The organism is Rhizobium ecuadorense, from assembly GCF_001187535.1.
Classification (GTDB): domain Bacteria; phylum Pseudomonadota; class Alphaproteobacteria; order Rhizobiales; family Rhizobiaceae; genus Rhizobium; species Rhizobium ecuadorense.
The window spans coordinates 1-26,933 of sequence record NZ_LFIO01000325.1 but is presented as its reverse complement, the minus strand read 5'-3'; the positions used below and the strand labels follow the sequence as shown (position 1 = coordinate 26,933).

General features: G+C 63.1%; 26 protein-coding genes. 11 read left to right on the top strand and 15 right to left on the bottom strand.

The window, feature by feature from the left end; translation table 11 throughout:
• Position 1: 1 nt before the first annotated feature.
• Genes AF337_RS07235 through AF337_RS07215 form a run of 5 tightly spaced genes read left to right on the top strand, consistent with a single transcriptional unit; the run spans position 2 to position 6,239 of the window.
• Positions 2-1,414 (top strand): amidase, encoded by a 1,413-nt coding sequence (locus tag AF337_RS07235; RefSeq protein ID WP_049731582.1) that lies wholly within the window; start codon positions 2-4, stop codon positions 1,412-1,414.
• Positions 1,411-2,943, top strand: a complete 1,533-nt coding sequence (locus AF337_RS07230; RefSeq protein WP_049731581.1) for an ABC transporter ATP-binding protein — start codon at positions 1,411-1,413, stop codon at positions 2,941-2,943. The genes AF337_RS07235 and AF337_RS07230 overlap by 4 nt, the downstream gene beginning before the upstream one ends.
• On the top strand, positions 2,933-3,982 hold the full coding sequence (locus AF337_RS07225; protein ID WP_049731580.1) for an ABC transporter permease: 1,050 nt from the start codon (positions 2,933-2,935) through the stop codon (positions 3,980-3,982). Before AF337_RS07230 ends, AF337_RS07225 begins: the two co-directional genes overlap by 11 nt.
• Positions 3,979-4,923 carry an ABC transporter permease gene (locus AF337_RS07220; protein WP_049731579.1) on the top strand — a complete coding sequence of 315 codons (945 nt, stop codon included), beginning with the start codon at positions 3,979-3,981 and terminating at the stop codon, positions 4,921-4,923. The genes AF337_RS07225 and AF337_RS07220 overlap by 4 nt, the downstream gene beginning before the upstream one ends.
• 26 nt (positions 4,924-4,949) lie before the next feature.
• Positions 4,950-6,239: an amidohydrolase family protein gene (locus tag AF337_RS07215; RefSeq protein WP_049731578.1), complete on the top strand. Its 1,290-nt coding sequence runs from the start codon at positions 4,950-4,952 to the stop codon at positions 6,237-6,239.
• A 99-nt stretch (positions 6,240-6,338) separates the two neighbouring features.
• Here AF337_RS07215 and AF337_RS07210 read toward each other — a convergent pair whose 3' ends face one another.
• Both AF337_RS07210 and AF337_RS07205 read right to left on the bottom strand, forming a co-directional pair.
• Entirely contained in the window at positions 6,339-7,037 is a 699-nt protein-coding gene (locus tag AF337_RS07210) for a ribonuclease activity regulator RraA (RefSeq protein WP_049731577.1), read from the bottom strand.
• A gap of 25 nt (positions 7,038-7,062) precedes the next feature.
• Positions 7,063-7,848, bottom strand: coding sequence for an SDR family oxidoreductase (locus AF337_RS07205; RefSeq protein WP_049731576.1), 786 nt, complete (start codon positions 7,846-7,848; stop codon positions 7,063-7,065).
• A 97-nt stretch (positions 7,849-7,945) separates the two neighbouring features.
• On the opposite strand from AF337_RS07205, the gene AF337_RS07200 reads away from it, so the two are divergent.
• Positions 7,946-8,818, top strand: a complete 873-nt coding sequence (locus AF337_RS07200) for a LysR family transcriptional regulator (RefSeq protein ID WP_049731575.1) — start codon at positions 7,946-7,948, stop codon at positions 8,816-8,818.
• Positions 8,819-8,822: 4 nt separating this feature from the next.
• Here AF337_RS07200 and msrA read toward each other — a convergent pair whose 3' ends face one another.
• From msrA to AF337_RS43165, 3 genes are all read right to left on the bottom strand, one after another.
• Positions 8,823-9,332: a peptide-methionine (S)-S-oxide reductase MsrA gene (msrA, locus tag AF337_RS07195; protein WP_049731574.1), complete on the bottom strand. Its 510-nt coding sequence runs from the start codon at positions 9,330-9,332 to the stop codon at positions 8,823-8,825.
• Positions 9,333-9,750: 418 nt separating this feature from the next.
• Positions 9,751-10,644: an NAD(P)/FAD-dependent oxidoreductase gene (locus tag AF337_RS07185; protein ID WP_049731572.1), complete on the bottom strand. Its 894-nt coding sequence runs from the start codon at positions 10,642-10,644 to the stop codon at positions 9,751-9,753.
• A complete protein-coding gene (locus AF337_RS43165) occupies positions 10,637-10,900 on the bottom strand; it encodes a hypothetical protein (RefSeq protein WP_049731571.1) in 264 nt (87 codons plus the stop codon). The genes AF337_RS07185 and AF337_RS43165 overlap by 8 nt, the downstream gene beginning before the upstream one ends.
• 32 nt (positions 10,901-10,932) lie before the next feature.
• Here AF337_RS43165 and AF337_RS07175 point away from each other — a divergent pair, with 32 nt between their 5' ends.
• Together AF337_RS07175 and AF337_RS07170 are read left to right on the top strand one after the other, a co-directional pair.
• Positions 10,933-11,580, top strand: a complete 648-nt coding sequence (locus AF337_RS07175) for a TetR/AcrR family transcriptional regulator (RefSeq protein ID WP_049731598.1) — start codon at positions 10,933-10,935, stop codon at positions 11,578-11,580.
• 37 nt (positions 11,581-11,617) lie between these two features.
• A complete protein-coding gene (locus AF337_RS07170; protein ID WP_049731570.1) occupies positions 11,618-12,481 on the top strand; it encodes a class I SAM-dependent methyltransferase in 864 nt (287 codons plus the stop codon).
• A 279-nt stretch (positions 12,482-12,760) separates the two neighbouring features.
• Here AF337_RS07170 and AF337_RS07165 read toward each other — a convergent pair whose 3' ends face one another.
• The 7 genes from AF337_RS07165 to AF337_RS07135 form a co-directional block, all read right to left on the bottom strand.
• Complete coding sequence (locus tag AF337_RS07165) at positions 12,761-13,594, bottom strand: inositol monophosphatase family protein (RefSeq protein ID WP_049731569.1); 834 nt, start codon at positions 13,592-13,594, stop codon at positions 12,761-12,763.
• Positions 13,595-13,704: 110 nt separating this feature from the next.
• The gene (locus AF337_RS07160) at positions 13,705-14,775 is read right to left on the bottom strand and encodes an ABC transporter ATP-binding protein (protein ID WP_049731568.1); all 1,071 of its coding nucleotides are present in this window, start codon (positions 14,773-14,775) and stop codon (positions 13,705-13,707) included.
• Positions 14,772-15,599 carry a carbohydrate ABC transporter permease gene (locus AF337_RS07155; protein WP_049731567.1) on the bottom strand — a complete coding sequence of 276 codons (828 nt, stop codon included), beginning with the start codon at positions 15,597-15,599 and terminating at the stop codon, positions 14,772-14,774. Before AF337_RS07155 ends, AF337_RS07160 begins: the two co-directional genes overlap by 4 nt.
• Complete coding sequence (locus tag AF337_RS07150; RefSeq protein WP_049731566.1) at positions 15,596-16,498, bottom strand: carbohydrate ABC transporter permease; 903 nt, start codon at positions 16,496-16,498, stop codon at positions 15,596-15,598. The genes AF337_RS07155 and AF337_RS07150 overlap by 4 nt, the downstream gene beginning before the upstream one ends.
• A gap of 272 nt (positions 16,499-16,770) precedes the next feature.
• Complete coding sequence (locus AF337_RS07145; protein ID WP_049731565.1) at positions 16,771-18,003, bottom strand: ABC transporter substrate-binding protein; 1,233 nt, start codon at positions 18,001-18,003, stop codon at positions 16,771-16,773.
• Between the two features lie 61 nt (positions 18,004-18,064).
• A complete protein-coding gene (locus AF337_RS07140) occupies positions 18,065-18,967 on the bottom strand; it encodes a sugar phosphate isomerase/epimerase family protein (RefSeq protein WP_049731564.1) in 903 nt (300 codons plus the stop codon).
• An 11-nt stretch (positions 18,968-18,978) separates the two neighbouring features.
• Positions 18,979-20,013 carry a Gfo/Idh/MocA family protein gene (locus tag AF337_RS07135; protein ID WP_049731597.1) on the bottom strand — a complete coding sequence of 345 codons (1,035 nt, stop codon included), beginning with the start codon at positions 20,011-20,013 and terminating at the stop codon, positions 18,979-18,981.
• Between the two features lie 134 nt (positions 20,014-20,147).
• Here AF337_RS07135 and AF337_RS07130 point away from each other — a divergent pair, with 134 nt between their 5' ends.
• Positions 20,148-21,212 (top strand): substrate-binding domain-containing protein, encoded by a 1,065-nt coding sequence (locus AF337_RS07130; RefSeq protein WP_049731563.1) that lies wholly within the window; start codon positions 20,148-20,150, stop codon positions 21,210-21,212.
• Positions 21,213-21,218: 6 nt separating this feature from the next.
• On the opposite strand, the gene AF337_RS07125 is transcribed toward AF337_RS07130, so the two are convergent.
• Entirely contained in the window at positions 21,219-22,553 is a 1,335-nt protein-coding gene (locus tag AF337_RS07125) for an LLM class flavin-dependent oxidoreductase (protein ID WP_049731562.1), read from the bottom strand.
• A 304-nt stretch (positions 22,554-22,857) separates the two neighbouring features.
• On the opposite strand from AF337_RS07125, the gene AF337_RS07120 reads away from it, so the two are divergent.
• Positions 22,858-24,075 carry an SfnB family sulfur acquisition oxidoreductase gene (locus tag AF337_RS07120; RefSeq protein WP_049731561.1) on the top strand — a complete coding sequence of 406 codons (1,218 nt, stop codon included), beginning with the start codon at positions 22,858-22,860 and terminating at the stop codon, positions 24,073-24,075.
• Positions 24,076-24,154: 79 nt separating this feature from the next.
• On the opposite strand, the gene AF337_RS07115 is transcribed toward AF337_RS07120, so the two are convergent.
• Positions 24,155-25,363 carry an acyl-CoA dehydrogenase family protein gene (locus AF337_RS07115; protein ID WP_049731560.1) on the bottom strand — a complete coding sequence of 403 codons (1,209 nt, stop codon included), beginning with the start codon at positions 25,361-25,363 and terminating at the stop codon, positions 24,155-24,157.
• Between the two features lie 77 nt (positions 25,364-25,440).
• Positions 25,441-26,487: a substrate-binding domain-containing protein gene (locus AF337_RS07110; protein ID WP_049731559.1), complete on the bottom strand. Its 1,047-nt coding sequence runs from the start codon at positions 26,485-26,487 to the stop codon at positions 25,441-25,443.
• A gap of 232 nt (positions 26,488-26,719) precedes the next feature.
• On the opposite strand from AF337_RS07110, the gene AF337_RS07105 reads away from it, so the two are divergent.
• A partial coding sequence (locus AF337_RS07105) for an ATP-binding cassette domain-containing protein (protein WP_152970944.1) occupies positions 26,720-26,933 on the top strand: 214 nt, incomplete at its 3' end.

The following is a 26,933-nucleotide window of genomic DNA, read 5'->3' as shown; positions in this document are numbered from 1 at the left end:
CATGCAGGGCGATGCGACGGAGCTGGCGGCAGCGATCAGGCATGGTAGCCTGAGCGCTGCAGAAGCGATGCAGATCTCCCTCGAGGCCGCCGCGCGGCATGAGCCGCTCGGCGCGATCGCCTATCTCGACGGCGTCATGGGTCTCGCCACGGCGCAGGCCTGCGACCGGGAGCGGCAGAGCGCGCCCGAGCATTTCTCGGCGCGACCCTTTGCCGGCGTGCCGACCTTGGCGAAGGATCTTGGCGGTCCCTTCCGCGGATTGCCGGTAACGGCCGGTTCCCGCCTCTTCGAGAGAAAAGGCGGCGGAGCCGACTCCGATCTCGCGTCGCGGTTCCGCGAGGCCGGCTTCTGTCTGTTCGGTCTGACGACGAGCCCGGAATTCGGCCTTTCGCTCGCCAGCGAACCGGCAATCGGGCCTGTCTGTCGCAACCCGCTCGATCCGGCCCGCACCGCCGGCGGCTCGTCGGGCGGTGCGGCGGCAGCGGTTGCCGCCGGAATCGTCGCGATTGCCCATGCCACCGATGCCGGCGGCTCGATCCGTGTGCCGGCCGCCTGTTGCGGTCTCGTCGGAATGAAGCCGACCCGCGGCGCCATCCCCGGCGGACCTTTTTTCGGCAACCACCTTGCCGGCATCGCGAGTGAACTTGCGGTCTGCCGCTCGGTGCGGGATACGGCACTGATCTTCGGCAGTCTGAGCGGCAATGCACGCGGACCCGTTCCGGATCCCTCTCCCGCCGATGTCGACACCGACCGTTTGCGGATCGGCCTGTTGACCCATACCGGATCGGCCCACCCGATCGAGGACGATCGCCTTGCAGCCGTCGCGGATGCCGCGCGTGTGCTCGAGAAGGACGGACACGCTATCGTTCCGTTGGCCTGGGCCGAGTTCGAATGGAGCGCCGCCGCCAGCAGCCGTGCCTTCGCCGATATCGTTTCCGTCAACCTCGCCGCGCTGATCGAGGCGGCAGCTCTTGAGGAAAGCAGGGCCGAGCCCCTCACCCGGGCTTTCGCGATGCGCGGACGAGCGCTTTCGGCCACCGAACTCTGGAAAACGCTGAACGATGCGGTGCTGGTGAGCCACGCCCTCTGGGCGCTGTTCGACAAGGTCGATTGCATCCTGATGCCGATGCTCGCCTCCGCCCCCCTTGCGATGGGCTCCTTTCCGTCCGATCATGCCGACACCGATCTGCATCTGGAGCGAATGACCGCGTTTGCGCCGCTTGCCTGTCTTGCCAATGTTTCGGGTTTTCCTGCTTTGACGCTGCCTTTCGGAGAGGATGAGCACGCCATGCCGCTGCCGGTGCAGCTCATGATGCCGATGGGGCACGAGCCGCAACTTCTGTCGCTGGCGGCGCGCCTGGAAGCCGAGGGGCGATGGCAGCACCGTTTTCCAGTGGCGGGGTTGCCGTCATGACCGGGCCGGTTCTGGAAATTGTCGGCGTCAGCAAACGTTTCGGCGCCAACCTTGCCAATGACGATATTTCCATGATGCTGGCCAGGGGCGAGGTCGTTGCCCTGCTCGGCGAGAACGGCGCGGGCAAGACCACGCTGATGAGCATCCTTTTCGGCCACTATGTGCCGGATGCCGGCCGAATTTTGATTGACGGCGCCGAGCTGCTGCAGGGCAAGCCGCGCGCGGCGATCCGCGCCGGCGTCGGCATGGTGCATCAGCATTTCTCGCTCGCGCCCAATCTGACCGTTCTCGAAAACGTCATGACCGGCACGGAAGGGCTGTGGTCCTGGCGATCGGCAACATCGGCGGCGCGCAAGAAACTGCTGGCCATTTCCGAGCGCTTCGGCCTGCAAGTCGATCCGGATGCCCGCCTTGGCGACCTTTCGGTCGGCGAGCAGCAAAGAGTGGAAATCCTCAAGGCGCTTTACAACGATGCCCGCATCCTGATCCTCGACGAGCCGACGGCGGTGCTGACCAATATCGAAGCCGAGCGGCTGTTCACGACCCTGAAGGAAATGGCCCGCCAGGGCCTGTCGCTGATCTTCATCTCGCATAAACTCGACGAGGTGATGGCGGCGGCAGACCGCATCGTCGTGCTGCGCGCAGGCAGGATGGTCGCCGAGCGCAGAGCATCGGAAACGAGCAAGGCGGAACTTGCCGAGCTGATGGTCGGGCACCGCGTAACGCGGCCCGTTCGCGAACCGTCGACCCCCGGCGCCGTTGCGCTAGAGGCTTCAGGCGTGACCGCGCGAACCGGTGGCATCGATCGTCTGAAATCGATCAGCTTTCGGCTGCACCAGGGAGAGATCCTCGGCATTATCGGCGTTTCGGGCAATGGTCAGGCGGCGTTGGCGCATCTTCTTTCCGGGACGCTGGCGCGCAGCGGCGGCGACCTCAGGCTGTTTGGCGAAGTGGTCGGCAATCTTGGCGTCGCCGATGTCGTCGACGCGGGCATCGGCCGCATTCCCGAGGACCGCAACCATGAGGGCGTGATCGGCGAAATGGCGATCTGGGAAAACGCCGTGCTGGAGCGCCTCGCCTCGCCGGCCTTCTCCCGCCACGGTCTCGTCAACCGCAAGGCGGGCATAACCTTCGCGCGCGAGATCATCGACGGCTTCGACGTTCGCGGCGGCGGCCCGGCGATCCGCACGCGGCTGCTGTCCGGCGGCAATATGCAGAAGCTCATTCTCGGGCGCAGCCTCTATCGGCGGCCGCGCATCCTGATTGCCGCCCAGCCTGCCCGCGGCCTCGACGAAGGGGCCGTGGCCGCCGTGCATGCGCGCCTGCTCGAAGCCCGCCGGCAGGGGACCGCCGTGCTGCTGATCTCGGAGGATCTTGACGAGGTGATCGCGCTCGCAGACCGTATCCAGGCGATCGTCGGCGGCCGGCTGTCGCCGCCCGTCGACGCCGATGGCGCCGACGCCCGCAGGCTGGGGCTGATGATGGCTGGGGAATGGCAAGAGACCCGCGAGGCCGATCATGCGATTTGAGCGCCGCGAACACCGTCCGCTTTCCCTGCTGATATTCACGCCTGTCGTCGCGGTCATTGCAGCACTGGCGCTGGCGGGCATCTTGATCTCGATCGCCGGCGCACCTGTTCTGGATGCCTATTGGCGCATCCTGACCGGTGCCTTCGGCTCGCGGCTTTCGGCGACCGAAACACTGACGCGGGCAACACCACTGATGCTGACCGGACTTGCCGCTGCCGTCGCCTTTCGCGCGCGGCTCTGGAATATCGGCGCCGAGGGCCAATTCTACCTCGGCGCCATCGCCGTCGCGGCGGCAAGCTCGAAACTGCTCGGCAATCTTCCGGCACCCATCCTTATCCCACTCCTGCTGCTGATCGGCGCGATTGCCGGCATGGTGCTGATCCTGGTTCCGCTGTGGCTCAGGCTGCGCTTTTCCGTCGATGAGGTCGTTACCAGCCTGCTCCTGAACTTCATCGCCGTGCTTTTCGTCTCGATGCTCATCGACGGCGTTCTCAAGGATCCGCTCGCCTTCGGCTGGCCGCAGTCGCAATCCGTCAGCGATCATGCCATGCTGCCGAAGCTGATCGCCCGCTCGCGCCTGCATATCGGTTTGGCGATTGCGATCGCCCTGGCGGTCGTCGTCCACTTCGTCCAGTCCCGCACGGTCTTCGGCATGCAGTCTCGCGCAGCAGGCCTCAGTCCCGCCGGCGCGGTCTTCGCAGGCGTGCCGCTCGGCAGAACACTGGTGAAGGTTGCTTGTCTCTCGGGCGGGCTTGCGGGGCTCGCCGGAGCGATCGAGGTGATGGGCGTCAAGGGTTATGTGACGACGGACCTGTCGCCCGGTTTCGGCTATGCCGGCATCGTCGTCGCCATGCTCGCCAACCTCAATCCGCTCGGCGTCGTCTTCGCCGCCATTTTCACCGCCACGATGTTCGTCGGCGCCGACGGCATGAGCCGGGGTCTCGGCATCCCGACCTATATTGCCGACGTTACCGTGGCGCTGTCGCTGCTGACGATGCTGATCGCACTGTTCTTCACCCAATACAGGATAAGGCGATGACGCAACTGTTCGATATCATCGCCTCCGCCGGGCTCTGGGCGGCAGTCCTGCGGATCGCCACGCCGCTGATTTTCGGCACGCTCGGCGCCCTGCTCTGCGAACGGGCCGGCGTGCTCAATCTCGGTATCGAAGGCATCATGACCTTCGGCGCGATGATCGGCTGGCTTTCCGTCTATCACGGCGCCGATCTGTGGACCGGCCTGCTGATCGCCGCGGTCTCCGGCGGCATCTTCGGCCTGCTGCATGCGGGGCTGACGGTGACACTCGGCCTGTCCCAGCATGTCTCCGGTCTCGGCGTCACGCTCTTTGCCTCCAGTTTCAGTTATTATGTCTTCCGGCTGATCGTGCCGCTTGCCAATACGCCGCCCACCATCGTGCCCTTCCAGCCGATCGCCATCCCCGGCCTCTCGACGCTGCCGTTCATCGGCCCGGCCTTCTTTACGCAGACGGCGCCGACCTATCTTGCGATCGTGATTGCCCTCCTGATGGCCTACATCATCTTCCGAACTCCCGTGGGGCTCGCAATCCGCATGACCGGCGAAAATCCGCATGCAGCCGAAGCCCAGGGCGTCAATCCGATGAAGGTGCGATACGGTGCAATCATCATCGGCAGCGCGCTGATGGGAATGGGCGGCGCTTTTCTGACATTGTCGGCGTTCAACAGCTTCTTCCCGACCATGGTGCAGGGGCGCGGCTGGATCTGCATCGCGCTTGTCGTGTTCGCCTCCTGGCGGCCGGGACGCGCGCTGTTCGGCGCTCTGCTCTTCGCCTTCTTCGATGCCTTTCAGCTTCGGCTGCAAACTGCGCTGAGCGGACTTGTACCCTATCAGCTCTTCCTGATGACGCCCTATATCCTTTCCATTGCCGCGCTAGCCGTCATGGCCCGCCGCGCCCGCGTCCCGCAGGCGCTGATGCAACCCTATCGTCGCGGCGAGCGCTGAGACCGTCCACATCCAAAGAGGCTCCGATGTTCGATCTGATCGTCAGAAACGCAAATCTCCCTGATGGCCGAACCGGCATCGACATCGGTATCGAGGGCGACAGGATCATCGCCGTCGAGCGCAATCTGCAGGCGCAGGCGCCGGAGGAAATCGACGCAACCGGCAGGCTGGTCAGCCCGCCCTTTATCGATCCGCATTTTCACATGGACGCCACGCTATCGCTTGGCCTGCCGCGGATGAACGTGTCGGGTACGCTGCTCGAGGGCATCGCGCTCTGGGGGGAGCTGCGCCCGATCGTGACCAAGGAGGAACTGGTCGATCGCGCGCTGCGCTATTGCGATCTGGCGGTGACGCAAGGCCTGCTTTTCATCCGCAGCCATGTCGATACCAGCGATCCCAGGCTGGTGACCGTCGAGGCGATGATCGAGGTCCGCGAGAGGGTCGCGCCCTATATCGATCTGCAGTTGGTCGCCTTCCCGCAGGACGGCTATTACCGCTCGCCGGGCGCGGTCGATGCGCTCAACCGGGCGCTCGACATGGGCGTCGATATCGTCGGCGGCATTCCTCACTTCGAACGGACGATGGGCGAAGGGACGGCCTCGGTCGAGGCGCTCTGCCGCATCGCCGCCGATCGCGGCCTGCCGGTCGACATGCATTGCGACGAAACCGACGATCCGCTGTCGCGCCATATCGAGACGCTGGCGGCTGAAACCATCCGCTTCGGCCTGCAGGGACGCGTCGCCGGTTCGCATCTGACATCGATGCATTCGATGGACAATTATTATGTCTCGAAACTCATCCCGCTGATGGCGGAGGCTAAGATCAACGTCATCCCCAACCCGCTGATCAACATCATGCTGCAGGGCCGGCACGATACCTATCCGAAACGCCGCGGCATGACCCGGGTGCGCGAGCTGATGGACGCCGGGCTGAATGTCTCCTTCGGGCACGATTGCGTCATGGACCCCTGGTATTCGATGGGATCGGGCGACATGCTGGAGGTCGGCCATATGGCGATCCATGTCGCGCAGATGGCCGGCATCGACGACAAGAAGAAGATCTTCGATGCCCTGACCGTCAATTCGGCGAAGACGATGGGGCTTGCAGGCTACGGCCTGGAGAAAGGATGCAATGCCGACCTCGTCATCCTTCAGGCAAGCGACACGCTGGAAGCGCTGCGGCTGAAGCCCAATCGGCTGGCGGTGATCCGCCGCGGCAAGGTCATCGCCCGTTCAGCGCCGCGCATCGGCGAGCTTTTCCTGGACGGGCGCCCGACGCGGATCGACGGCGGCCTGGACTACACGCCGGGTCATTGAGATGCGACGGGTTTCCGGCTTTCCGGGGCAGTTTCAATTTGAGCCAAAACAAAAAGGCTCGCGACGCAGCGACCCTTTCAATTCAATTTGGCCTGAAAATTATTTCTTCGAAGCCTCGTAGAGCGCCCTGGTATCGGCGTTCATCGGATAGAGGCCGGGCAGCGGCACGCCGTCATCGATCCTGGTCATGATCCAGGCTTCCATACGCTCCTGTTCCGGCGCTTCATCGAGCACGGTGTCGAGCAGATCGGCCGGAATCAGCACCGCGCCGTCCTGGTCGACGACGATGATGTCATCGGGGAAGACCGCGACGCCGCCACAGCCGATCGGCTGCTGCCAGGCGACGAATGTGAGGCCGGCGACCGAAGGGGGGGCTGCGACGCCGCGGCACCAGACCGGCAGGTGGCTGTCGAGCACACCGGCGACGTCTCGCACGACGCCGTCGGTGACGAGGGCCGCGACACCGCGCTTCTGCATGCGGGCGCAGAGGATATCGCCGAAAATGCCGGCATCGGTGACACCCATCGCATCGACGACCGCAACGCAACCTTCAGGCATCGCCTCGATTGCGCCACGTGTCGAGATCGGCGAGGCCCAGGAGGCGGGTGTCGCCAGATCTTCACGGGCTGGAACGAAACGCAGGGTGAAGGCCGGGCCGACGATGCGCGGCTGGCCGGGCTTCAGCGGAACGGCGCCGCGAATCCAGACGTTCCGTAGTCCCTTCTTCAGAAGAACGGTCGTCAGGGTCGCCGTCGAGACGGTGTTGAGGGTTGCTATTGCTTGAGCGTCGAGGGCCATTGTATCGTTTCCAATCAGGTTTCGTCTAGATGCTCTGGATCATGCCGCCGTCGACGCGGATCACCGATCCGGTGAGATAGGAGGCGGGTTCGCTCGCCAGGAAGGCGACGACATTGCCGTATTCTTCCGGCCGGCCATAACGGCCGAGCGGAATGCCGCCGGTACTTTCAGTGATGACGTCATCAATGGATCGGTTTTCGCGCTTGGCCTTCTGCTCATCGAGGAAGGTGATGCGGCCGGTGGCAATGCGGCCCGGCAGGACGATGTTGACGGTGATGCCGTCGCGGCCAACCTCGCGCGCCAAGGTTTTCGACCATCCCACCAGCGACAGGCGCAGCGCGTTCGAGATGCCGAGATTGGGGATCGGCGCGACCACGCCCGACGAGGTCGAGGTGACGATGCGCCCCCATTTGCGCGCCCGCATCCCAGGCAGGACGCGATCGGCTATCGAGATGACGGAGAGCACCATGCTCTGGAAATACCGGTTCCAGACATCAGCGTCCTGGCCGGAAACCATGGTCGGCGGCGGGCCGCCGGTATTGTTGATGAGGATATCGACCGGTCCGACGTCACGTTCGATTGCGGCGACATGCGCATCGATCGAGGCGAGATCGGCAAGATCCCATTGCAACGCCAGCGCCTTGCCGCCTTCGGATTCGATTGTCGCTGCGGTCTTTTGCGCGGCGGCGAGATCGATATCCGCAGCGACAATTCTGGTGCCTTCGCGCGCAAGCCTCGCGGCGATCGCACTGCCCAGTCCGCCGCCGGCGCCAAGCACAAGAGCTGTCTTATCCGTGAGGCCCAAATCCATGTCGCTCGTCTCCTCAGATGGTCGAGCCATCTTTCGGAGCATCGAACTGTAAATAAAATATCGCTTTTGCTTCGTTCAAGAGATAGAAAAACTATCGATGGACACGCGTTTTCTCGAAACCTTCATTGTCGTTGCCGAGCGGCACTCGCTGGCGCAGGCCGCCCAGCGGCTGAACCTGACGCCGGCCGCCGTCGCCCAGCGCATCCGTGCGTTGGAGGTTGAATTGGGGGTGCGGCTGCTGGTGCGCTCCGGCCGCGTCATGCGGCCGACCGAGGCGGGTTTTGCCATTCTCGAACGCTGCAGGGACCTGGTGCGCGATACACGCGACCTGAAAGCGATGGCCGGTACCGCGACGATCTCGGGCGAGATGCGGCTCGGCGCGATCAACACGGCTCTGACGGGTCTTGTTCCCGACATTCTCCACCGTCTTGCCCAGGATTTTCCGCTGATCGAGATCTTCATCCGGCCGGGCGCTTGGATGGATCTCTATACCGAGGTTCTGAACGGCGCGCTGGATGCGGCCTTCATCATCGAACCGCGATTTCCGATGCAGAAGACGCTGACCTTCAATACGCTGCGCCAGGAACCCCTCGTGCTGATCGCGCCGCGAAGCTTCCAGCGGGCCGATCCGCTCGAGCTGCTGAGGACCCAACCCTTCATCCGCTACGACCGCAACCAATGGGGCGGCCATATCGCCGACGAATATCTGCGCGAGATCGGCATTCGCCCCATCGAGCGTTACGAACTCGACGCGCTCGAGGCGATCGCGGTGATGGTCAATCGCGGTCTCGGGATCTCGATCGTGCCGGATTGGGCGCCGCCGTGGCCGGCTGGGCTCGATATCGTCAAGCTGCCCCTGCCGCGTGCGTCGGCCATGCGCACTGTCGGCATCGTCGCGACGCGTTCGTCGCCGCGGGCAAACCTCATCGCCGCACTTCTGCAAACCAGCCGCGCGGCGATGGAGGCCTGATGGCTCAGGCGATCTTCTGCCGAACCGGCAGCTTCCAGCCGGGCCGGACGAAGTGGCAGGTATAGCCGTTCGGGATCCGCTCCAGATAATCCTGATGCTCGGGCTCGGCCTCCCAGAAATCGCTCACCGGCACGACTTCGGTGACGACCTTGCCGGGCCACAGGCCCGATGCGTCGACATCGGCGATCGTATCCTTGGCGACACGCTCCTGCTCGGGGCTGGTATAGAAGATCGCCGAGCGATAGCTCGTGCCGACGTCGTTGCCCTGGCGGTTGCGCGTGCTCGGATCGTGGATCTGGAAGAAGAATTCGAGGATGTCGCGATAGCTGGTCTTGGCCGGATCGAAGATGATCTCGATGCCTTCGGCATGGGTCCCGTGGTTGCGGTAGGTCGCATTCGGCACGTCGCCGCCGGTATAGCCGACGCGGGTCGAACTCACACCGTTCAATCGGCGGACCAGGTCCTGCATGCCCCAGAAGCAGCCGCCGGCGAGCACTGCACGTTCTTCGGTCATTGGATGTCTCCTTGTTTGCCCAGAGATAGTGTCTCGTGCAGCCGATTTCCATAAGGCGCAATGAGACGCGGCCTTGCTATCGTCCCCAAGGGAAGATGAGGTCGGGGCTCCGTGGGCATTTCTACAATAATGCCGCTAAGGGAATTGAAGTTGTTTGGATTGAAGCGGTTCGCGCGGATCGGCCTGAGATAATCGCCGGTGGGCGCGATATGGGCCCAGGGAAGCGGTGCGACCTGAGAAAGCAACTCGTCCGCAATAACGATACCCTGGTCTCGGACTCCCGGCCGTTTGCCGTATTTCGCATCGTATTCAAGGCTGGCTTCGCCGCCCAGGCGGCGGCGAAAGGATGGGCCTGCTGCGGATCGACCGGATTCTGAACATGATTGCCCGCGGCAACCGGAGAAAGCAAACTACGCTCTCAAGCCAGCATCGACTGCTGGGCGGAGATACCTGCCGTCGCGCCCTGCGATATTGCCGTGGTGACCGAGTTCATGGCTGGGTTTGCGAGATCGCCGGCGGCGTAGATGCCCGGCATGCTGGTTTCGCGGCGCTCGTCGACCTTGAGGGCGATGCCGAAGGGCGTATTGACCGTGGCGAGGCCCAGTGAGTCATGCAGGCTTGCGGACGGCTTGTTGCGCGGATGCGCGAACAGGATATCGACCCCGGCATTGCGGCCGCTCTCGAGATTAACGGTGGTGATATGGCCCCGGTGATGGGCGATTTCGGCGATCCGGCCATCGACGACAGGGATGTTGCGGCGCGCCAGATCGGCGCGGATATCGGGTGCAATGTCGTGACCATCGGCGAAGACCGTCAACGTGTCGGTCCAGTCGTGGTACAGCCTGACATAATTGTGCGACGGCGGGCCGGACCAGACGAGGCCCCAATGCTGGTCGGCGACCTCAAAGCCATCGCAATAGGGGCAGGGCACGATGGATGTGCCCCAGCTTTCGGCAAAGCCGGGAACATCAGGCATCTGATCGGCGACGCCATAGCTCAGGATCAGGCGGCGCGCCCCAAGACTTTCGCCATCGCCAGTGAGAACGGAGAAATCATCGATGGCGCCGGAGATGCTGTCGGCTCGGGCATTGACCAGCTTGACCGTGGGATAACGCGTCAGTTGCTGCCGCGCCTCGGCCAGGATGTCCAGTGGTGGCTTGTGATCGTGGCCGAGCAGACCATGCGAGTGGCCGGCGAAGCGATTGCGTGGCAGGCCGGTATCGAGAACGGTGACCTTGCGGCGGGCACGGCCGAGCTGCAGGGCGGCGGCGAGACCGGCAAAGCTGCCGCCGATGATGATGACGTCATCCATGGTGATAAGCTCCGTATTGCGGATGGAGGGGGTTGAGCTGGGGTTGGCGCGCAATATCGTCCAGCGACTCGCGCCCGAGACGGCCAGCGCGCAGGGCTTCGGCATCGGCGAGAAAGTCGCCCATCACTGTTTTGGCCGTCGGCACAATGCCGCATTCGATATCGCTGGGCGGCCAGGAGAAACTTGATTTGGAGGACAGCATAAAATCCACTCTTTGACTTGCATAGTTTTGATACTGCATGGTATCGTAAAGCATGAATAACGATACTGTCAAGGATCCTAATGGTCGTGACCGAAAATAGTCGAGGTCGGCGCGGCCGGCCAGCCAACGAGGCGCTTGGCCAAACGATAGTCGACGCAGCATACGAACTCTTTGTGGAATTGGGTTTTCAAGCGACGACATTGGACAAGGTCACCCAGCGTGCGAAGATATCCAAGCTCAGCATCTATCGGCACTTCGAGAACAAAGAGGCGCTGTTCAGCGCGGCCATCGCGGACCGCTGCCATCAGTTTGCACCACAGGCCCTTTTTGAAGGCGTCGACGGTTCGGCCGAAGAGCAGCTCATGGCGGTGGGATCATCCTTGCTTCGCACGCTGTTGAGCCCGGACGTCCGCAGTGTCGAAGCCATGGTCATGGCCGACAAGACGAATCAAAAGTCGTTGAGCAAGCTCTATTACGAAGCCGGCCCCGCCCATGTCATCGCCCAAATCGAGGCCCTGTTGCGTCAGTTGCACGCGAAGGCGGTTCTGAACGTGCCCGATCCTCTCCAGTCCGCCCGCTTATTTGGCGCGCTTTTCAAAGGATCCGATCTCCTGATTATTGCGCGCTTCGATCAGGCAAGGGCAGAGGACGACAACGAAATCGAATCCTATTGCCGGTCGGCCGTCGCCATGTTCATCGCCGCGCACGGTGGCAGCGACCACGCGGGCGGATAGCCTAGTCAAGAACGGATCAGAACAAGGTTATGGCATCATGGCAGAGAAAAATGTTTATCAGGTAGCCGACTGGAATGGCCCAGGCGGGGAGCGCTGGGTCGCTTACCAGGCCCGGCTCGATGCCATGATGGCGGTGTTCGGCCAGGCCGCGATCGAAGCCGCCGCGCCCGCCACGGGTGAGCGCGTGCTGGACATCGGCTGCGGCGCGGGGGCGTCTAGCCTGGATTTGGCCGCCCGCGTCGGCGCGGGGGGCCAAGTGCTGGGCGTGGACATATCTGAACCGCTGATCGACAGAGCGCGCGTGTTAGCGCCGCAGGATACGCCGGCCCGGTTCCAGGTGGCCGACGCCAGCAGCACCGAGTTGCCTGAGGGCGCGTTCGACATCCTGTTCTCGCGCTTCGGCGTAATGTTCTTTGACGATCCGACAGGGGCGTTCGCCCATATGCGCCGTGCGCTCAAGCCGGGCGGGCGGATCGCTTTCGTCTGCTGGCGCGGCATGGCCGAGAACGATTGGGTGCGCTTGCCGATGGGCGCGATCAAGGGCATCGTCCCCCCGACGGCGCCGCCCGATCCCGAAGCGCCCGGCCCGTTCTCGTTCGGCGACCGGGGGCGGGTGGCGCGTATTCTGACGGCGGCCGGATTCGCCGATATCGCTATCGCGCCCTTCGATGCTTCCATCCCGTTCGGCGAGGGCGGGACGCGGGACGCGGCGATCGACGACGCGGTGAAGATGACACTCGAAGTCGGCCCGCTGGCGCGCGCTCTCGCTGATCAGCCCGAAGACATCCGCGCCCGCGCCTCGGCCGCGGTTCGTGCCGTCTTCGCGGACCGCCCCGGCGAGCGATCTGTGATGCTCGACGGCGCGGCCTGGATCGTCACCGCGCGCAATCCGGCGAACTGACAAGGATTAACCGGGGGAGACGCTCCGTCTCGATGGCGCGGCGTTGGCCGTGACGCGATCGACCCCGCACCGCTTGCGGCCGGAACGCAGAGGAGGCAGGGCGGCGGGCTTGTGTCCCAGGTCGCACCGCTGCCATTGGTTTATATCGCGCTCATCGGCGACTACCTCTGGAACGAAATTGACCGCCCCCTCGAACGATTCAGGCCAATCCGTGCCAACCACTTCAATACAAACAAGTCAATTTACCGCAGCGGAAATGCCCACAGATCCCCAGGTCAATCAGGCTTTGATACGGAAGCCTTCTTTGAGCCAGGGGTGCAGCACCTTGCTGGCGGCAAGGATATCGCCCTTCCCGTCGACGGCGGCGCCGGAAAAACGGGTGACGATGCCGCCCGCCTCCTCGACCATCAGCGCCGAGGCGCCGAAATCATGGATCGAAAGACCGTCCTCGAAGAATCCATCCAACCGGCCGCAGGCGACATAAGCGATCGACAGCGCCGCCGAGCCGAGGCGGCGCACGCCTGCCGTGTTGGCCATCAGCCGTTTGATCGCGTCGAAATAGGTCTCTTCTGCCACCGCCTGCACTTGGCCGGGGATCGGCAGGCCGGCGCCGATGAGGACGTTCTCGATGTCGCCGACATCGGAGCAACGGATGCGCTGGCCGTCGAGATACGCGCCGCCGCCGCGCTCGGCGCTGAACAGCTCGTCCTGCATGGCGTCGTAAACGACGCCGGCGACCAGCCTGCCGCCTTCGGCAATTGCGATCGTCATGCCGAAATGCGGGAGGCCCCAGGCGTAGTTGGTGGTGCCGTCGATCGGATCGATGTAGATGATCGGCGTTTCCGGCCCGGCCGTGCGATTGCCGACGGCTTCCTCGCCCTGGATGGCGTAATCCGGGAAGGCCTTCACCATCTCGTCGACGATGATCCGCTCGACCGCGACATCGATCTCGGTCTGGTAGTCGCGCGGCGCCTTGGCAAGCATTTCCCGAGAGGTTCGCCGCCGCAGCGAGACGCGGGCGGTTTCGCCGGCCTTCACGACCGTTTCGGCAAGCACGAGGAGGCGGGATGACGCGGCCGGGGAAAGGCGCGCTGAAATCGGGGAGGATGCCATGAAGAAAATCCGGATGCTGCAGATGAACGGAATGACGCGTGCGGGAGCAATCCCTTCGCAGAGGCGGATGATGGTTTTATGAAGCCATCAGCGCCCCGGCGCTGTCGATGTTATACCAGACGGTCCGTCGATGCATCGAAGAGATGGATCTGCCCCGGGTCGATCGAAAGTCCGATCCTGTCTCCCGTCTTGACCCTGTCGCGGCGGGTCTCGACGATCGTCAGCTCCGGCTGGGTCTCCGCGACGATGAAGGTCGACGAGCCGGTCGATTCGACGAAGGCGATCGGCACGTCGAAACTGCCATGTCCGGGCTCGACGACGCCGATATGTTCCGGCCGGATACCGGCGACGAGCTTGCGTCCCGGTTCAAGGGCGCGAGAGGTCGCGAGCTTCGGCTTTGCCCCGCCGAAATCCAGCACCAGGCTCGTCCCATCTTCGGCGACGATCGCGGGAATGAAATTCATCGCCGGCGAGCCGATGAAGCCCGCCACGAACCGGTTTGACGGCCGATCGTAGAGATCGAGCGGCGCGCCCTGCTGTTCGATGATGCCGTCGCGCATCACCACCACATGGTCGGCCATCGTCATCGCTTCCACCTGGTCGTGGGTGACATAGACAAAGGTGGCGTTCAGCCGGTCGTGCAGCGCCCGGATTTCCTTGCGCATATGGACGCGCAGCGCCGCATCGAGGTTGGACAGCGGCTCGTCGAACAGGAAGGCCTTGGGGTGGCGGATGATGGCGCGGCTCATGGCAACGCGCTGGCGCTGGCCGCCGGAAAGCTCGCGTGGGTAACGTTTCAGCAGATGCGAAAGACCCGTCGTCGCCGCCACTTCCTCGGCTGCCTTTTTGGCTTCCGCCTTGGCGATGCCGCGAATGCGCAGGCTGTAGGTCAGGTTCTCCTCGACCGTCATGTGCGGATAGAGCGCATAAGACTGGAAGACCATGGCGACGTCGCGCTTGCGCGGCGGCACGCCGTTCATCAGCTCGCCGGCGATCCTCAAATCTCCGGTCGAAATGCTTTCAAGGCCGGCAAGCGAACGCAGCAGCGTGGACTTGCCGCAGCCGGAGGGGCCGACGAGCGCGACGAAGGTGCCCTTGGCGATCGACAGGTCGATGTTCTTCAGGGCGTGGAAGGCGCCGTAATATTTGTTGACGCCTCTGAGCTCGATCTGCGTGGTCATTTGAGGGCTCCAGAGGTGAGGCCGGATACGATGCGGCGCTGCAAGAGAACGAAGATGGCGAGGATCGGCGTCACATACATCGTGGCGTAGGCCATGATGTTGTTCCACTCGTTGGTGTTCGGCCCCATGAAGGAGTTGAGGCCGACGCTTGCCGGCTGAAGGTCGACCGCCTGGATCATCGACTTCGAATAGACGAATTCGCCGAAGGCCTGCATGAAGATCAGGATGGCGCTCACGAGGATACCGTTGCGGGCGAGCGGCAGCACGATGTTGAAGAAGGCGCCGACGCGCGAATTGCCATCGACAAGCGCCGCCTCCTCCAGTTCCTGGGGAACGCTCATGAAGGTGGCGCGCACCAGGATGACGAAGAAGGGCATGCTTTTGGCCGCGACCGCGATGATGACGGCAAGCCGCGGCGTGGAGAGCATCCCGATCTGCGAGAAGCCGACAAAGATCGGCGTGATCATCAGCGAGGCCGGCAGGACCTGCAGCATCAGGATCAGGAACAGGCCGATGTCCACCCAGACGTTGCGGTATCGGGCCAGCACATAGGCGCAGCCGACGCCGAGCACGGTGATCAGCGCCATGGAACCGAGAGCGATGACCAGCGAATTCCAGAGGTAGCGGCCCATGTCGCGGCTTTCCCAGACATAGGTGTAGGTGCCCCATTGGGGTGCTGCCGGCCAGAAGCTCGGTGGCGTCGCGAACATCTCCGAGCCGCTTTTCAGTGCGGTGATGTACATCCAATAGAGCGGGAAGAGATAGATCGCCGCCATGACGATCGATATCGCCAGCATCAGCCGGTCGCGATTGGTCGTCGTCATCCGCGCACCTCGTGACGTGTGGAGCGGACATAGACGACGGAGGCGAACATCACGAAGACGATCATGATGACGGAGATCGTCGCGCCCTTGGCGAAATCATATTGCCGGAAGGACAGGTCCCAGGCCCAATATTGGGTGACGTTGGACGAATTGTTCGGCCCGCCCGAGGTGATCGCGGCGAAGAGATCGAACTGCTGCAGGGTGAAGATCAGGCCGAGCGCGATGATGGCGCCGATCGTCGAGCGCATCATCGGCAGCGTGATCGTCCAGAAACGCTGCCAGACATTGGCGCCGTCGAGTTCGGCGGCTTCGTAGAGATCGGCGGGAATGCCGGCAAGGCCGACGGACAGCAGGATCATGTTGAACGAGGTGCCGAGCCAGATATTGGCGATGATGACGGCATAGAGCGAATAATGCGGGTCCGAGCGCCAGAAGATGTTGCCGGAGATGATGCCGCCTTCCCTGAGGATGAAATTCAGCACGCCGAAATCGCCCGAGAGAATCCAGTTCCAGATGGCGCCGACGACGAGGCCAGGCATCACCCAGGAGACGAGGAACAGGCCGCGCATCCATGAGGCGCCGGGAAAATTGACCCAGAAGAACAGCGCCAGGCCGAAGCCGATCAGGAACTGGCCGGCGATGGAGCCGGTGACGAAGATGATGGTATTGTAGAGGATCGGCAGCGTTTCCGGCTGCGCGAAAAGGTCGGTGTAATTCTTGAAGCCGACGAAGGGGCGTGAGAAGGTTCCGAGGCTGAACATGTCGACCTCCTGGAAACTCATCACCACGTTGTAGATGAGCGGCAGCCCCGCCATCAGGAACAGAAAGCCGAGCGGGAAAGCGACGAGCACGATGTCGAAACCGCGGCCGTCCCTGACGCTCATCAGGATCCTCTTCATGCGTCCTCCGATGCTCCGATCGGGGCCGCCTAGCGCGTGACGCGGAAGACGGCCCCTGCCGGGAGGAAATGGTTGATGGCCTTCGCCATCGGTGGGTAGTCCCCTTCTCCCCGCTGGGGAGAAGGTGGCGGCAGCCGGATGAGGGGGCGGCAGGCTCGGCGTTTGCTGTTCTTCACTTGCGTTCAGAACGTTCGTAGCTTTCGCTCCTCACCCCCACATCTGCCCTTCGGGCATCTTCTCCCCGCTGGGGAGAAGGGGGAAGCCGCCGATGATCAGCCTAAGACCGCCTTGATCTTGTCCGCGGCCTGGTCGAGCGCGTCCTTCGGGCTCATCTGGCCGGTCAGCGCCGCCTGGATGGCGTCCTGGATCGCCTTGGAGATCTTCGGCCATTGCGGATGCGGGCCGCGCGGCTTGGCGTATTTCAGCTGTTCGAGGAAGACCTTGAGGGCGGCGTCCTTCAGCGGCTGGCCGCTTTCGGGGATCGAGATGTCGGAACGGGCCGGAAGCTGGCCGAAATTCTTGAACATCTTGTCGTCCTGCGAGGCGAAATATTCGAGCGCCTTGAAGGCTTCGGCCGGATGTTTGCTGCTGGCGAAGATCGCCCAGTTGAAGTCGCCCATGGCCGACGAGCGCTCAGCCCCTTCCTTGGGAACCGGAAGCAGGGTGACGCCCCAGTCGAATTTCGCTTCCTGCGTCATGCGGTCGAGTTCCCAGGGGCCGGAGATCGCCATGGCCGCATTGCCGGAGTTGAACGTGCCTGTGGAATCCCACTGGCCGCGCGTCAGCGTATCGGGAGAAGCGAGCTTCTCGTCCATGATCGTCTTCCAGATCCCGAGCGCCTTCACTGCGCCGTCGGCATTGATATGCTCATAGCTGCCGCCGCCCATCTGCGCCCAGGGCAGGAACTGGAAGGTGCCCTCCTCATTGGCCTTGGCTGAGAAAGCGAGACCGTAGATGTTTTTGGCGGGGTCGGTCAGCTTGCGCGCATCCTCGACCAGTTCGTCCCAGGTCTGCGGCGGCTTCGCCGGATCGAGGCCCTTGGCCTTGAACATGTCCTTGTTATAGTAGAGCGCGATGGTGTTCGTCGCCTTCGGCACGCCGAAATATTTGCCCTCCCATTCGACCGACTTCAACGGCCCGGGGAAATAATTGTCCGGCTTGATGACGGTCGACTTGGCGATCATGTCGGTGAGGTCGAGGAAGGCGCCGCGCGACGAGAACATCGCATGCTCCGGATTGTCGACGGCGATGATATCGGGCGCCTGACCGGTGGCATAGGCGCGCATGGCCTCGGTGACGACGTCGTCGAACTGGATCAGCCGATATTCGATCTTGATACCGTTGTTCTGGGCGTTGAACTCCTTGACGAGGTTCGGCGCCGGCTGGGTGTCCTTATCCAGCGACCAGAGCGTCAGCGTGACGTCCTCGGCCTTGGCCGAAAGGCCGAAGAGCGAAACGCCTGCAAGCGCCAGAGCGCCGAGAATTGCATATTTGCGGATAGCCATGGTTCTCCTCCTTTGTGGTTATCCCGTGTCCGGCAATTCCTCCTTGCCGGAAACGATATCATCAGACCGGATCGACGACGAATTCGCCGCCCCGGGCATGCTTGAGGTGGTTCAGCGCATAGACCTGGCCGGTCATTTCGAGTTCGTCGCGATAGACCGGGTCGTGCCAGCCTTCGATGTCGATCGAGCCGGACCAGCCGGCAAGTCGCAGCTCGGAAATGATGTCGGTCCAGTTACTGTCGCCGAAGCCCGGCGTGCGCATGAAGACGAATTTCTCCTTGCCGAAGATGCCGTGTTCCTTGATGACCTCCCAGCGGATGGTCGCGTCCTTGCCGTGGACGTGGAAGAATTTGTGCGCCCATTTGCGGATCTGCGGCATGGGGTCGATCAGATAAACCATCTGATGGCACGGTTCCCATTCCAGCCCGATATGATCATCCGGCGTCTCGTTGAAGATCAGCTCCCAGGCATCAGGATTATGGGCGATGTTCCAGTCGCCGCTTGCCCAGTTGCCGTCCATGGCGCAGTTCTCGAAGGCGATCCTGATGCCCTTGTCGGCGGCACGCCTGGCGAGTTCGCTCCAGATCTGCTTGTAGCGGCTGAGGCTGTCGGTCAGCGGCTTGCCCCGGATGCGGCCGGTGAAGCCGGCGACGCAGGTCGCACCGAAATGATGGGCATTGTCGATGCAGTCCTTCCAGCCCTGCAACGTCTCCAGGTCGATGGCGCTCTCTTCCAGAGGATTGCCGAACATGCCGAGCGTCGAGATGGTGATGTCGCGGTCGCCGATCGCATCGAGGCAGCGCTTGCCAAGTTCGGCGAGGTTCTGCCCCTTGGTCGTCTGCCAGAAGAAGGGTTCGAAGCTTTCGAAGCCCAAGTCGGCAATCTGGCCGATGCGCGTGGCGGCATCGCCCTTGTTGCCGCTGACCATGGTGCCGATGCGAATGGATTTTGCAGGGTTGCTCACGTGACGTCTTCCTATGCTGAAATTTCGATGCGCTTGCCCCTCTTGGCGCTTTCGATGGCGCCGAAGACCATGGCGAGGCTTCTGATATTGTCGGAATTGACCGTTTCGGGCTGTTTGCCGGTGCGGATTGCCGCGATGAAATCGGCGATGACGCTGGCATGGCCGTGGGTTTCCGCGTCATGTTCCGGACCGGGAACGTTTACGGCAGCAGAGCCGCGCAAAAGCCCGGGCTCCTCGCTGGCGACGGTCGCCTTGAAACTCTCCTCGCCGTCCCAGGTGAGCATCCCCTTCGAGCCGACGAGACGCCACTGGCTTTCCCAACTGGTGCGCTCGCCCTCGGCGCACCAGGAGCCGCGATAGGTGAAGACGATGTCGTCGGAGAATTCGAAGATGGCATTGGCCGAGGCGCCGTGGCGATACCACGATCCCTTCGGATTGCGCTCGACGCAATAGACGGTGAGCGGCTTCCGGTCGGCGACGTAGCGGGCCGCATCGAAGGTGTGGATCGCCATGTCGAGCAGCAGCACATTGTCCATTTCTTCACGGAAGCCGCCGAAATGCGGCGCGAGGAAGAAATCGCAATGAATGCCGGTGAGTTCACCAATCGCGCCGCTATCGACGAAACGGCGCAGGCGCCGGATGCCGGAGATGAAACGGCGGTTCTGAATGACGGCGTGGATGCGGCCGGTTTTGGCAGCAAGGTCGATCAGCGCGGCGCCCTCGGCAAGCGAGGCGGCCATCGGCTTTTCGCTGAGCACATGGCAGCCGGCCTTGAGCCCCGTCGAAACAACATCGTAGCGGGCGGCCGGAATGACGATGTCGAAGACCAGATCGGCCTTGGTGGCGGCGATGACCGCGGAGAGATCCGAACCGATGACGGCGCTGTCGAGTCCGAACTCGGCAGCGAGCTTTTCGGCCGTCTCGCGATTGAGGTCGACGAGGCCGACAATGGTGATGGAGTCGGCGAGATCAGGGTTGGCAGCGATGGCGCGCAACCAACCTTTGGACATAGCTCCGCACCCGCACAGAATGGCACTGAATTTCACGATTTCCTCCAAGGAATGGCGCCAACTCTCCTCGTGACACGCACTCCGTAAACGTTTACGAATGTTGGCGGAAACATTTTGCGATGTCAAGAGACGCCAAATGCGAAATTACGCATGGGAAGGAAACGCAGCCGATGAAAGGGATTCGCCAGCTTGCCGAACACCTGGATATTTCGATCGGTACGGTTTCCCGGGCGCTGAACGGCAAGCCCGATGTCAACGAGGAAACGCGGCGGCGCGTGCTGGCGGCGGCCGAGGAGCTGGGCTACGTCGCCAACCAATCGGGCCGGAGCCTGAGGCAGGGAGAGACGAAGGTCATCGGGTTGATGATCGAATCCAGCGCGGAGGCGGTCGAAAATGCCGACAACTTCTTTCTCGGCGTCACCAGCGGGTTGCAGAGCGTCTTTGCCCGCCATAAGCTCGACCTGATCATGCTGCCCTGCCCGAGCGACGAGGATCCGCACGAATATCTGAAGCGGATCGTGGCGCGCCGGATCGTCGATGCGATGATCATCTCGAATATGCAGCGCATCGACCGGCGCATCGATCTTCTGTCGCGGGCAAAGATCCCCTTCGTTGCGGTCGGCCGCAGCCTTTCCCCCGGCAATTTCCCCTGGATCGATCTCGATTTCGAAGGCGTGGCCGACCGTGCTGTTGAACGGCTGGTCGCGCGCGGCCATCGCCGGATCGCGATCACGGCGCCGTCGAGCGAGGTTAACCTCGGCTATGTCTTTATCGAGAGCTATCGCCGCGCGCTCGCGCGGCACGGTATCGCCTTCGATCCGTCGCTCGTCATCCGCGTCAAATCGAGTGAACAGGGCGGCTACCAGGCGGCCCATGAGCTGCTGCTCCTCGAAGAGCGGCCGACGGCGGTGATCCTGATCTACGAGCTGATGGCGATCGGCCTCTACCGCCGCCTGATGGAAACGGGCGTCGTGCCCGGCCGCGACCTTGCCGTGATCGGCTTCCGCGATGCCCCGCGCGCACGGTTCCTGAACCCTTCGCTCAGTTGCTTCCGTATGTCGCTCTATGATCTCGGCGTCGCACTCGGACAGACGCTTCTCGCCAATGTGCCGGCCTATCGCGCGTTCTATCCTGATGCCGGCCGCAACGTCGTCTGGCCGCTCGAATTGATGCCGGGGGAAAGCGACGCGTTTGAGATCGGGACGGCGAAAAGGAGTTCGAGCCCGAGCGGTTGACACGCCTCAAGTGGGGGCTGTGAAAAACCGGTTCTCCGGCCGCGGCAAACCAAGATGCTCGCGCAGCGTCGTGCCTTCATATTCGCTGCGGAACAGGCCGCGGCGCTGAAGCTCCGGAACCAGTCGCTCGGTGACGTCAAGAAGACCCTGCGGCAGATAGGGGAAGACGATATTGAAGCCGTCCGAGCCTTCCTCCTCCAACCAGCGTTCCATCTCGTCGGCAATGCTTGCAGGTGTGCCGACGAAGGCGAGGCCCGCATAGCCGCCATAGCGCTGCGCCAGCTGGCGGACGGTCAGCTTCTCCTCGGCGGCAAGTTTCAGCACCTGGGCGCGGCCAGTCTTGCTGGCATTGGTGTCGGGAATATCCGGCAGCGGCGCGTCGGGATCGAAGTCGGAAGCGTCATGGCCGAGTGCGATCGAAAGCGAGGCGATGGCGCTGTCGTAATGCACGAGGCTGTCGAGAGTGGCGCGTTTGGCCCGTGCCGCCTCGATCGTATCGGCGACGATAACGAAGGCTGCGGGCAGGATCTTCAGATGGTCGCGGTTGCGGCCGATCGTTTCCATGCGTCCCTTGATATCGGCATAGAGCGCCTTGCCGGCGGCAAGATCGCGCGGCGAACAGAAGACCATTTCGGCAGTCTCGGCGGCAAGCTGGCGGCCGGGATCAGATTGGCCGGCCTGGACGATGACAGGCCAGCCCTGCGGTGGCCGGGCGATATTAAGCGGCCCGCGGACGCTGAGCTCCTCCCCCTTGTGGCCGAGCACATGCATCTTGTCGGGATCGAAGAACAGGCCGCTTTCCCGGTCGCGGATGAAGGCATCGTCGGCGAAGCTGTCCCACAGCCCGGTCACGACATCGTAGAATTCCCGGGCGCGATGATAACGCTCGCCGTGCTCTACATGTTCGTCGAGGCCGAAGTTCAGCGCGGCATCGGGGTTGGACGTGGTGACGATGTTCCAGCCGGCGCGGCCGCCGCTGATGTGATCGAGCGAGGCGAAACGCCGGGCGATATGATAGGGCTCGTCGAATGTGGTGGAAGCGGTGGCTACGAGGCCGATACGCTCCGTCACGGCGGCCAGCGCCGACAGCAATGTGAAGGGCTCGAAGGAGGTGACCGTGTGGCTGCGCCTGAGCGCCTCGACCGGCATGTTGAGCACGGCGAGATGGTCGGCCATGAAGAAGGCGTCGAATTTCGCCCGTTCCAGCGCCTGCGCGAAGGATTTCAGATGGGCGAAATTGAAGTTGGCGTCGGGGTAGGAACCGGGATAACGCCAAGCGCCGGTATGCAGGCTGACGGGGCGCATGAAGGCGCCGAGGCGCAATTGCCGTGAACGGGTCATGATTTTCCTCATGGATCGGGCAAGGCGGCCGCCTGCTCCGCATTGGGCGTTTTTCCATCGGTGCGGCGACGCACCTGACATTGGTTACGTAGGAGGGCGCCGAAATCAAATCGAGGCCGGGAAGGCGGAAATCTCATCGTCCCCGGGCGCGTCGCCGCGCGAAGGTTGGACCGAAACCCTAATCCCGGCCGCCGAAGGCCGATAAGCAAACACTTTTTATTTTCTATCGCATCTATAGAATTTGTACTCTTATCTCGACGCTCGATTTCTTTCACCGATAGGATTGTCAGAATTGGAGACATCGATGAATACCGTGCTGAGGCAAGCAGATCAGATCCGGCCCGTGGCCGACCGTATCGGCAGCGAAGAGGAAGCGATCGCAACCGCCCGCAGGCTGGCGTCGCAATTTGCAGCGCGTGCTGCCGAGCGCGACGCCGACCGGATCCTGCCCTTCAGCGAACTCGACCTGCTCGCGCAGTCCGGCCTCCTGGCGATCACCGTGCCGGCGCAATATGGCGGCCTCGACGTTTCGAACGCAGTGCTTGCCGAGATCACCGCGATCCTGTCGCAGGCGGACGGTTCGATCGGCCAGATCCCGCAGAACCACTTCTATATTCTCGAGGCGCTCCGCACCGACGGCAGCGAGGAGCAGCAGCGCTATTTCTTCGGCCGGGTGCTTGCCGGCGACCGTTTCGGCAATGCGCTTTCCGAGCGCGGCACGAAGACGGTCGGGCATTACAACACGCGCATCATCCGCGACGGTCCGGGCTACCGGATCAACGGCCGCAAGTTCTATTCCACCGGCGTGCTCTTCGCCGACTGGATCACTGTCTTCGCGCTCGATGCGGAGGAGCGGCTGACCATGGCCTTCGTGCCGAAGGGCACCGAAGGCGTCGAGATCGTCGACGACTGGGACGGCTTCGGCCAGCGCACCACCGGCAGCGGCACGACTGTGCTCGACAATGTCTATGTCAGCGCCGATTCCGTCGTCTTCCATCATAAGGGCTTCGAGCGCCCGACGACGATCGGCTCCGTCGGCCAGATCATCCATGCCGGCGTCGATCTCGGCATTGCGCGCGCGGCTTTCGCCGAAACGCTTGATTTCGTCAGGACGAAATCGCGCCCCTGGATGGATAGCGGTCTCGACCGTGCCTCCGACGATCCACTGACGATCGCTAAGGTCGGGCAGATCGCCATCCGGCTCGAAGCCGCGACCGCCCTTGTCGAGCGCGCCGGACACAAGGTCGATGCCGCACAGGTCGAGACGACGGAGCAGAAGGTGATCGAGGCAACGCTTGCGGTCGCCGCGGCCAAGGTGCTGACAACAGAGGTGGCGCTCGAGGCTTCGAACACGCTCTTCGAGCTTGCCGGAACCTCGTCGGTACGGGCTGGCCTCAATCTCGACCGCCATTGGCGCAATGCCCGCACCCATACGCTGCACGATCCCGTGCGCTGGAAATATCACGTCGTCGGCAACTACCATCTGAACGGTGTGACGCCGCCGAAGAACGGTGCGCTCTGAGTTTGCATCTCATCCAAATGAAAAAAAACCACCGCCGGCGCCGGCGGTGGTTTTTTTCTTTCGACGGTCGGCCTGTGCCTCAGCTGTAGAGGCTGACCTCCGGTATCCTGTCGTTCAGCACGAATTCACCGACTTCCCTCGCCTTGTAGAAGACCGGATCATGCAGTGTGTGAGTGCGGACATTGCGCCAGAACCGGTCGAAGCGGTATTTGTCCGCCGTCGAGCGCGCACCGGTCAGTTCGAAGACGCGCGAGGTGATGTCGAGCGAAACATGGGTGGCGTGGACCTTGGCGGCATAGGCTTCCGCCGCCGCTTCGCCGCGCTCGCGCGCCGTCACGTCGCGGCCGCGGGTAAGGCCGGCCTGCACGGCGGCTGCCGCACTGTCGGCAAGGGCGGCCGAGGCCTTCAGGGCTGCGGTGAATTCGCCGACGCGTTCGAGGATATAGGGGTCGTCGGCTGCCCGCTCGACGCCTGACGTAATCCACGGCCGGGTCGTGGTGCGGACATAATCGACGGCTGCCTGCAGCGCGCCTTCGGCGGTGCCGAGATAGAAGTTGACGAAGACCAGCTGAATGAACGGTGTGTTGAAGGTCGACAGCACCGGCGGCGGCACATCGGCTGCTGCGGGCGCGCCGACGAAATCCTCTTCGTAAACAGGGAAATCGCGGAACTCGACGCTGCCGCTGTCGGAGAGGCGCTGGCCGATATTGTCCCAGTCGTCATTGGCGATGTAGCCCGGGCGATCTGTCGGCACGGCGAAGCCGGCGATCTGGTCGTCGAGCGCGGCATTGGCATTGATGTAGTCGGAAACCCGCGCCGCGGTCGAGAAGGACTTGCGCCCGTTCAGCACGTAGCCGTTGCCGCGGCGGGTCAGCACCAGGCCGGGATCGCGGGGATTGACGGCCGCACCCCAATAGAGGTTCTTCGCCACCGTCTCGCTGCCCAGCGCATGGGCGCGCGCAGAATCGAGAGCCCAGTAGACGTACTGGCTGTTGACGAAGTGGTAGCCAAGCAACTGGCCGATCGAGCTCTCGCCGCGGGCGAGGATGCGCACCAGCCTCAGCCCGTCGACCCAGTCAAGGCCGCCGCCGCCGATCTCTTTGGGATGCAGCGCATTGAGCAGCCCGGCATTCTTCAGCTTGACGATTTCCGCAAGCGGCGGGCGGCCGTCGCGGTCGAGCTCGGCGGCGCGCTCGGAAAGGTCGACCGAGATGGTCTCGGCACGGGCAAAGAGGTCTTCTCGCGTCAGGTTGCGGGGGGCCGCGAAGACGACATTGGACTGGCTCATGGGCGGAACTCCAATTCTTCAAAAGATGATCCGGCGCGAGCCGCACGCTCCCGCCGGAAGGATCGAGCAGAAACGTCTCAGAACAGCTTGTCCGGGATCCAGCTGGCGGTCGCGGCGTCGCTGGTGCTGAAGGCCGGGATCTTCTCAGCCAGATCCTCGATTGTCTTGACGCCGGCCGCGCGCAGGCTCTCCTGGGTCAGCAGCGTCGGCTTGACGGTGATCTCTCGGGGAACCGTCTGGCCGGCGATTTCGAGGGCGGCGGCGCGGATGGAGACGGCGCCGACGACAGCCGGATTGGTCGCGACGGTGGCCACCCAAGGGCTGCCTTCCTCGGTGATCTCCTGGATATCGGCTGTGGAAACGTCGGCCGAATAAATCTTGAGCTTGCTTGATATGCCAAGATCGTTGGCGGCGAGCTTCACGCCGCGGGCGAATTCGTCATAGGGGGCGAAGACCACCGAAATATCGGGATTGGCGGTGAGCGCAGCCTTCGCCTGGTCGGCGGTCGAGGTCGCCGTCGTATCGCTGACATTGCCGAAGCGAGCCTTTTCGACCACGCCGGTATTTTCGGACTTGAACTTGTCCCAGACTTCGTTGCGGCGGTCGAGCGGCGCAAAGCCTGCGACATAGACGTATCCCGCCTTGAAGTCCTTGCCGTTGTCCTTCACCGCCTGCTCGAGGGCCAGCGAGGCAAGCTCGTGATCGCTCTGCTCCACCTGCGGAATTTTAGGGTTGTTCAGGTTGACGTCGAAGGCCACGACCTTGATGCCTTTGTCGAGGGCCTGCTGGACGACGTCGCCGAGCGATTCAGGCAGGCCGTGGTCGATGACGATGCCGGAGACGCCGAGATTGATCGCCTGCAGGATCTGTTCGCGCTGCTCGGCGGCATCCTGCCGGCCGGGGAAGACGCGCAGGTCGATATCCAGAGCCCTGGCCTGGGCCTCGGCGCCCGCCTGGTAGGCCTGAAAGAAATCACCGGCCGAGATGTAGCTGATCAGCGCCACCTTGACCCCACCCTTGTCGAAGGGAGCCGGAGCGCCGGACAGGCCGTCGGCCTGCGCGCCCTGAATGAAAATGAACGGAATGACGGCAGCGGAGAGTGCGAGCCGTGCGAGGGATTTCATCGTCGCGTTCCTTCTAACAATCGGAGGCGTCGTCTGACAGGTCTCAGCCCTCGCGACGCGTCGATTTATTAGATATAATATCTATGCTTTTAGTAGATTAAATGATCCGATTTTGCGGGCTGCGGGAGATTCTTTGTTTCCCGAGAGCAGTTCGCAAGGGAAATGCGTGCCTGGAATTCGACCGCCCGGACAGGGCACACTCCGGCTTCGAATGCAGCCCCGGACACTATTGATGCCGCTTCTTCACATTGAAAACATCACCCGCAGTTTCGGGTCGACGCGGGCGCTTGCCGGCGCTGATCTTTCGATGGAGCGCGGTGAGATCGTGGCGCTGATGGGTGCAAACGGCGCGGGCAAATCGACGCTGGTGAAGATTCTTTCCGGCGTGCTTCCGGCCGATGGCGGCACGGTCAGTCTCGATGGCCGCCCCTTCGCGCCGCGCAGCC

Excerpts from the sequence above, each read along its gene's own strand:
- AF337_RS07235 (WP_049731582.1), top strand. The coding sequence starts at position 2 with ATGCAGGGCGATGCGACGGAGCTGGCGGCAGCGATCAGGCATGGTAGC.
- AF337_RS07230 (WP_049731581.1), top strand. The coding sequence starts at position 1,411 with ATGACCGGGCCGGTTCTGGAAATTGTCGGCGTCAGCAAACGTTTCGGC.
- AF337_RS07225 (WP_049731580.1), top strand. The coding sequence starts at position 2,933 with ATGCGATTTGAGCGCCGCGAACACCGTCCGCTTTCCCTGCTGATATTC.
- AF337_RS07220 (WP_049731579.1), top strand. The coding sequence starts at position 3,979 with ATGACGCAACTGTTCGATATCATCGCCTCCGCCGGGCTCTGGGCGGCA.
- AF337_RS07215 (WP_049731578.1), top strand. The coding sequence starts at position 4,950 with ATGTTCGATCTGATCGTCAGAAACGCAAATCTCCCTGATGGCCGAACC.
- AF337_RS07210 (WP_049731577.1), bottom strand. The coding sequence starts at position 7,037 with ATGGCCCTCGACGCTCAAGCAATAGCAACCCTCAACACCGTCTCGACG.
- AF337_RS07205 (WP_049731576.1), bottom strand. The coding sequence starts at position 7,848 with ATGGATTTGGGCCTCACGGATAAGACAGCTCTTGTGCTTGGCGCCGGC.
- AF337_RS07200 (WP_049731575.1), top strand. The coding sequence starts at position 7,946 with ATGGACACGCGTTTTCTCGAAACCTTCATTGTCGTTGCCGAGCGGCAC.
- msrA (WP_049731574.1), bottom strand. The coding sequence starts at position 9,332 with ATGACCGAAGAACGTGCAGTGCTCGCCGGCGGCTGCTTCTGGGGCATG.
- AF337_RS07185 (WP_049731572.1), bottom strand. The coding sequence starts at position 10,644 with ATGGATGACGTCATCATCATCGGCGGCAGCTTTGCCGGTCTCGCCGCC.
- AF337_RS43165 (WP_049731571.1), bottom strand. The coding sequence starts at position 10,900 with ATGCTTTACGATACCATGCAGTATCAAAACTATGCAAGTCAAAGAGTG.
- AF337_RS07170 (WP_049731570.1), top strand. The coding sequence starts at position 11,618 with ATGGCAGAGAAAAATGTTTATCAGGTAGCCGACTGGAATGGCCCAGGC.
- AF337_RS07165 (WP_049731569.1), bottom strand. The coding sequence starts at position 13,594 with ATGGCATCCTCCCCGATTTCAGCGCGCCTTTCCCCGGCCGCGTCATCC.
- AF337_RS07160 (WP_049731568.1), bottom strand. The coding sequence starts at position 14,775 with ATGACCACGCAGATCGAGCTCAGAGGCGTCAACAAATATTACGGCGCC.
- AF337_RS07155 (WP_049731567.1), bottom strand. The coding sequence starts at position 15,599 with ATGACGACGACCAATCGCGACCGGCTGATGCTGGCGATATCGATCGTC.
- AF337_RS07150 (WP_049731566.1), bottom strand. The coding sequence starts at position 16,498 with ATGAAGAGGATCCTGATGAGCGTCAGGGACGGCCGCGGTTTCGACATC.
- AF337_RS07145 (WP_049731565.1), bottom strand. The coding sequence starts at position 18,003 with ATGGCTATCCGCAAATATGCAATTCTCGGCGCTCTGGCGCTTGCAGGC.
- AF337_RS07130 (WP_049731563.1), top strand. The coding sequence starts at position 20,148 with ATGAAAGGGATTCGCCAGCTTGCCGAACACCTGGATATTTCGATCGGT.
- AF337_RS07125 (WP_049731562.1), bottom strand. The coding sequence starts at position 22,553 with ATGACCCGTTCACGGCAATTGCGCCTCGGCGCCTTCATGCGCCCCGTC.
- AF337_RS07120 (WP_049731561.1), top strand. The coding sequence starts at position 22,858 with ATGAATACCGTGCTGAGGCAAGCAGATCAGATCCGGCCCGTGGCCGAC.
- AF337_RS07115 (WP_049731560.1), bottom strand. The coding sequence starts at position 25,363 with ATGAGCCAGTCCAATGTCGTCTTCGCGGCCCCCCGCAACCTGACGCGA.
- AF337_RS07110 (WP_049731559.1), bottom strand. The coding sequence starts at position 26,487 with ATGAAATCCCTCGCACGGCTCGCACTCTCCGCTGCCGTCATTCCGTTC.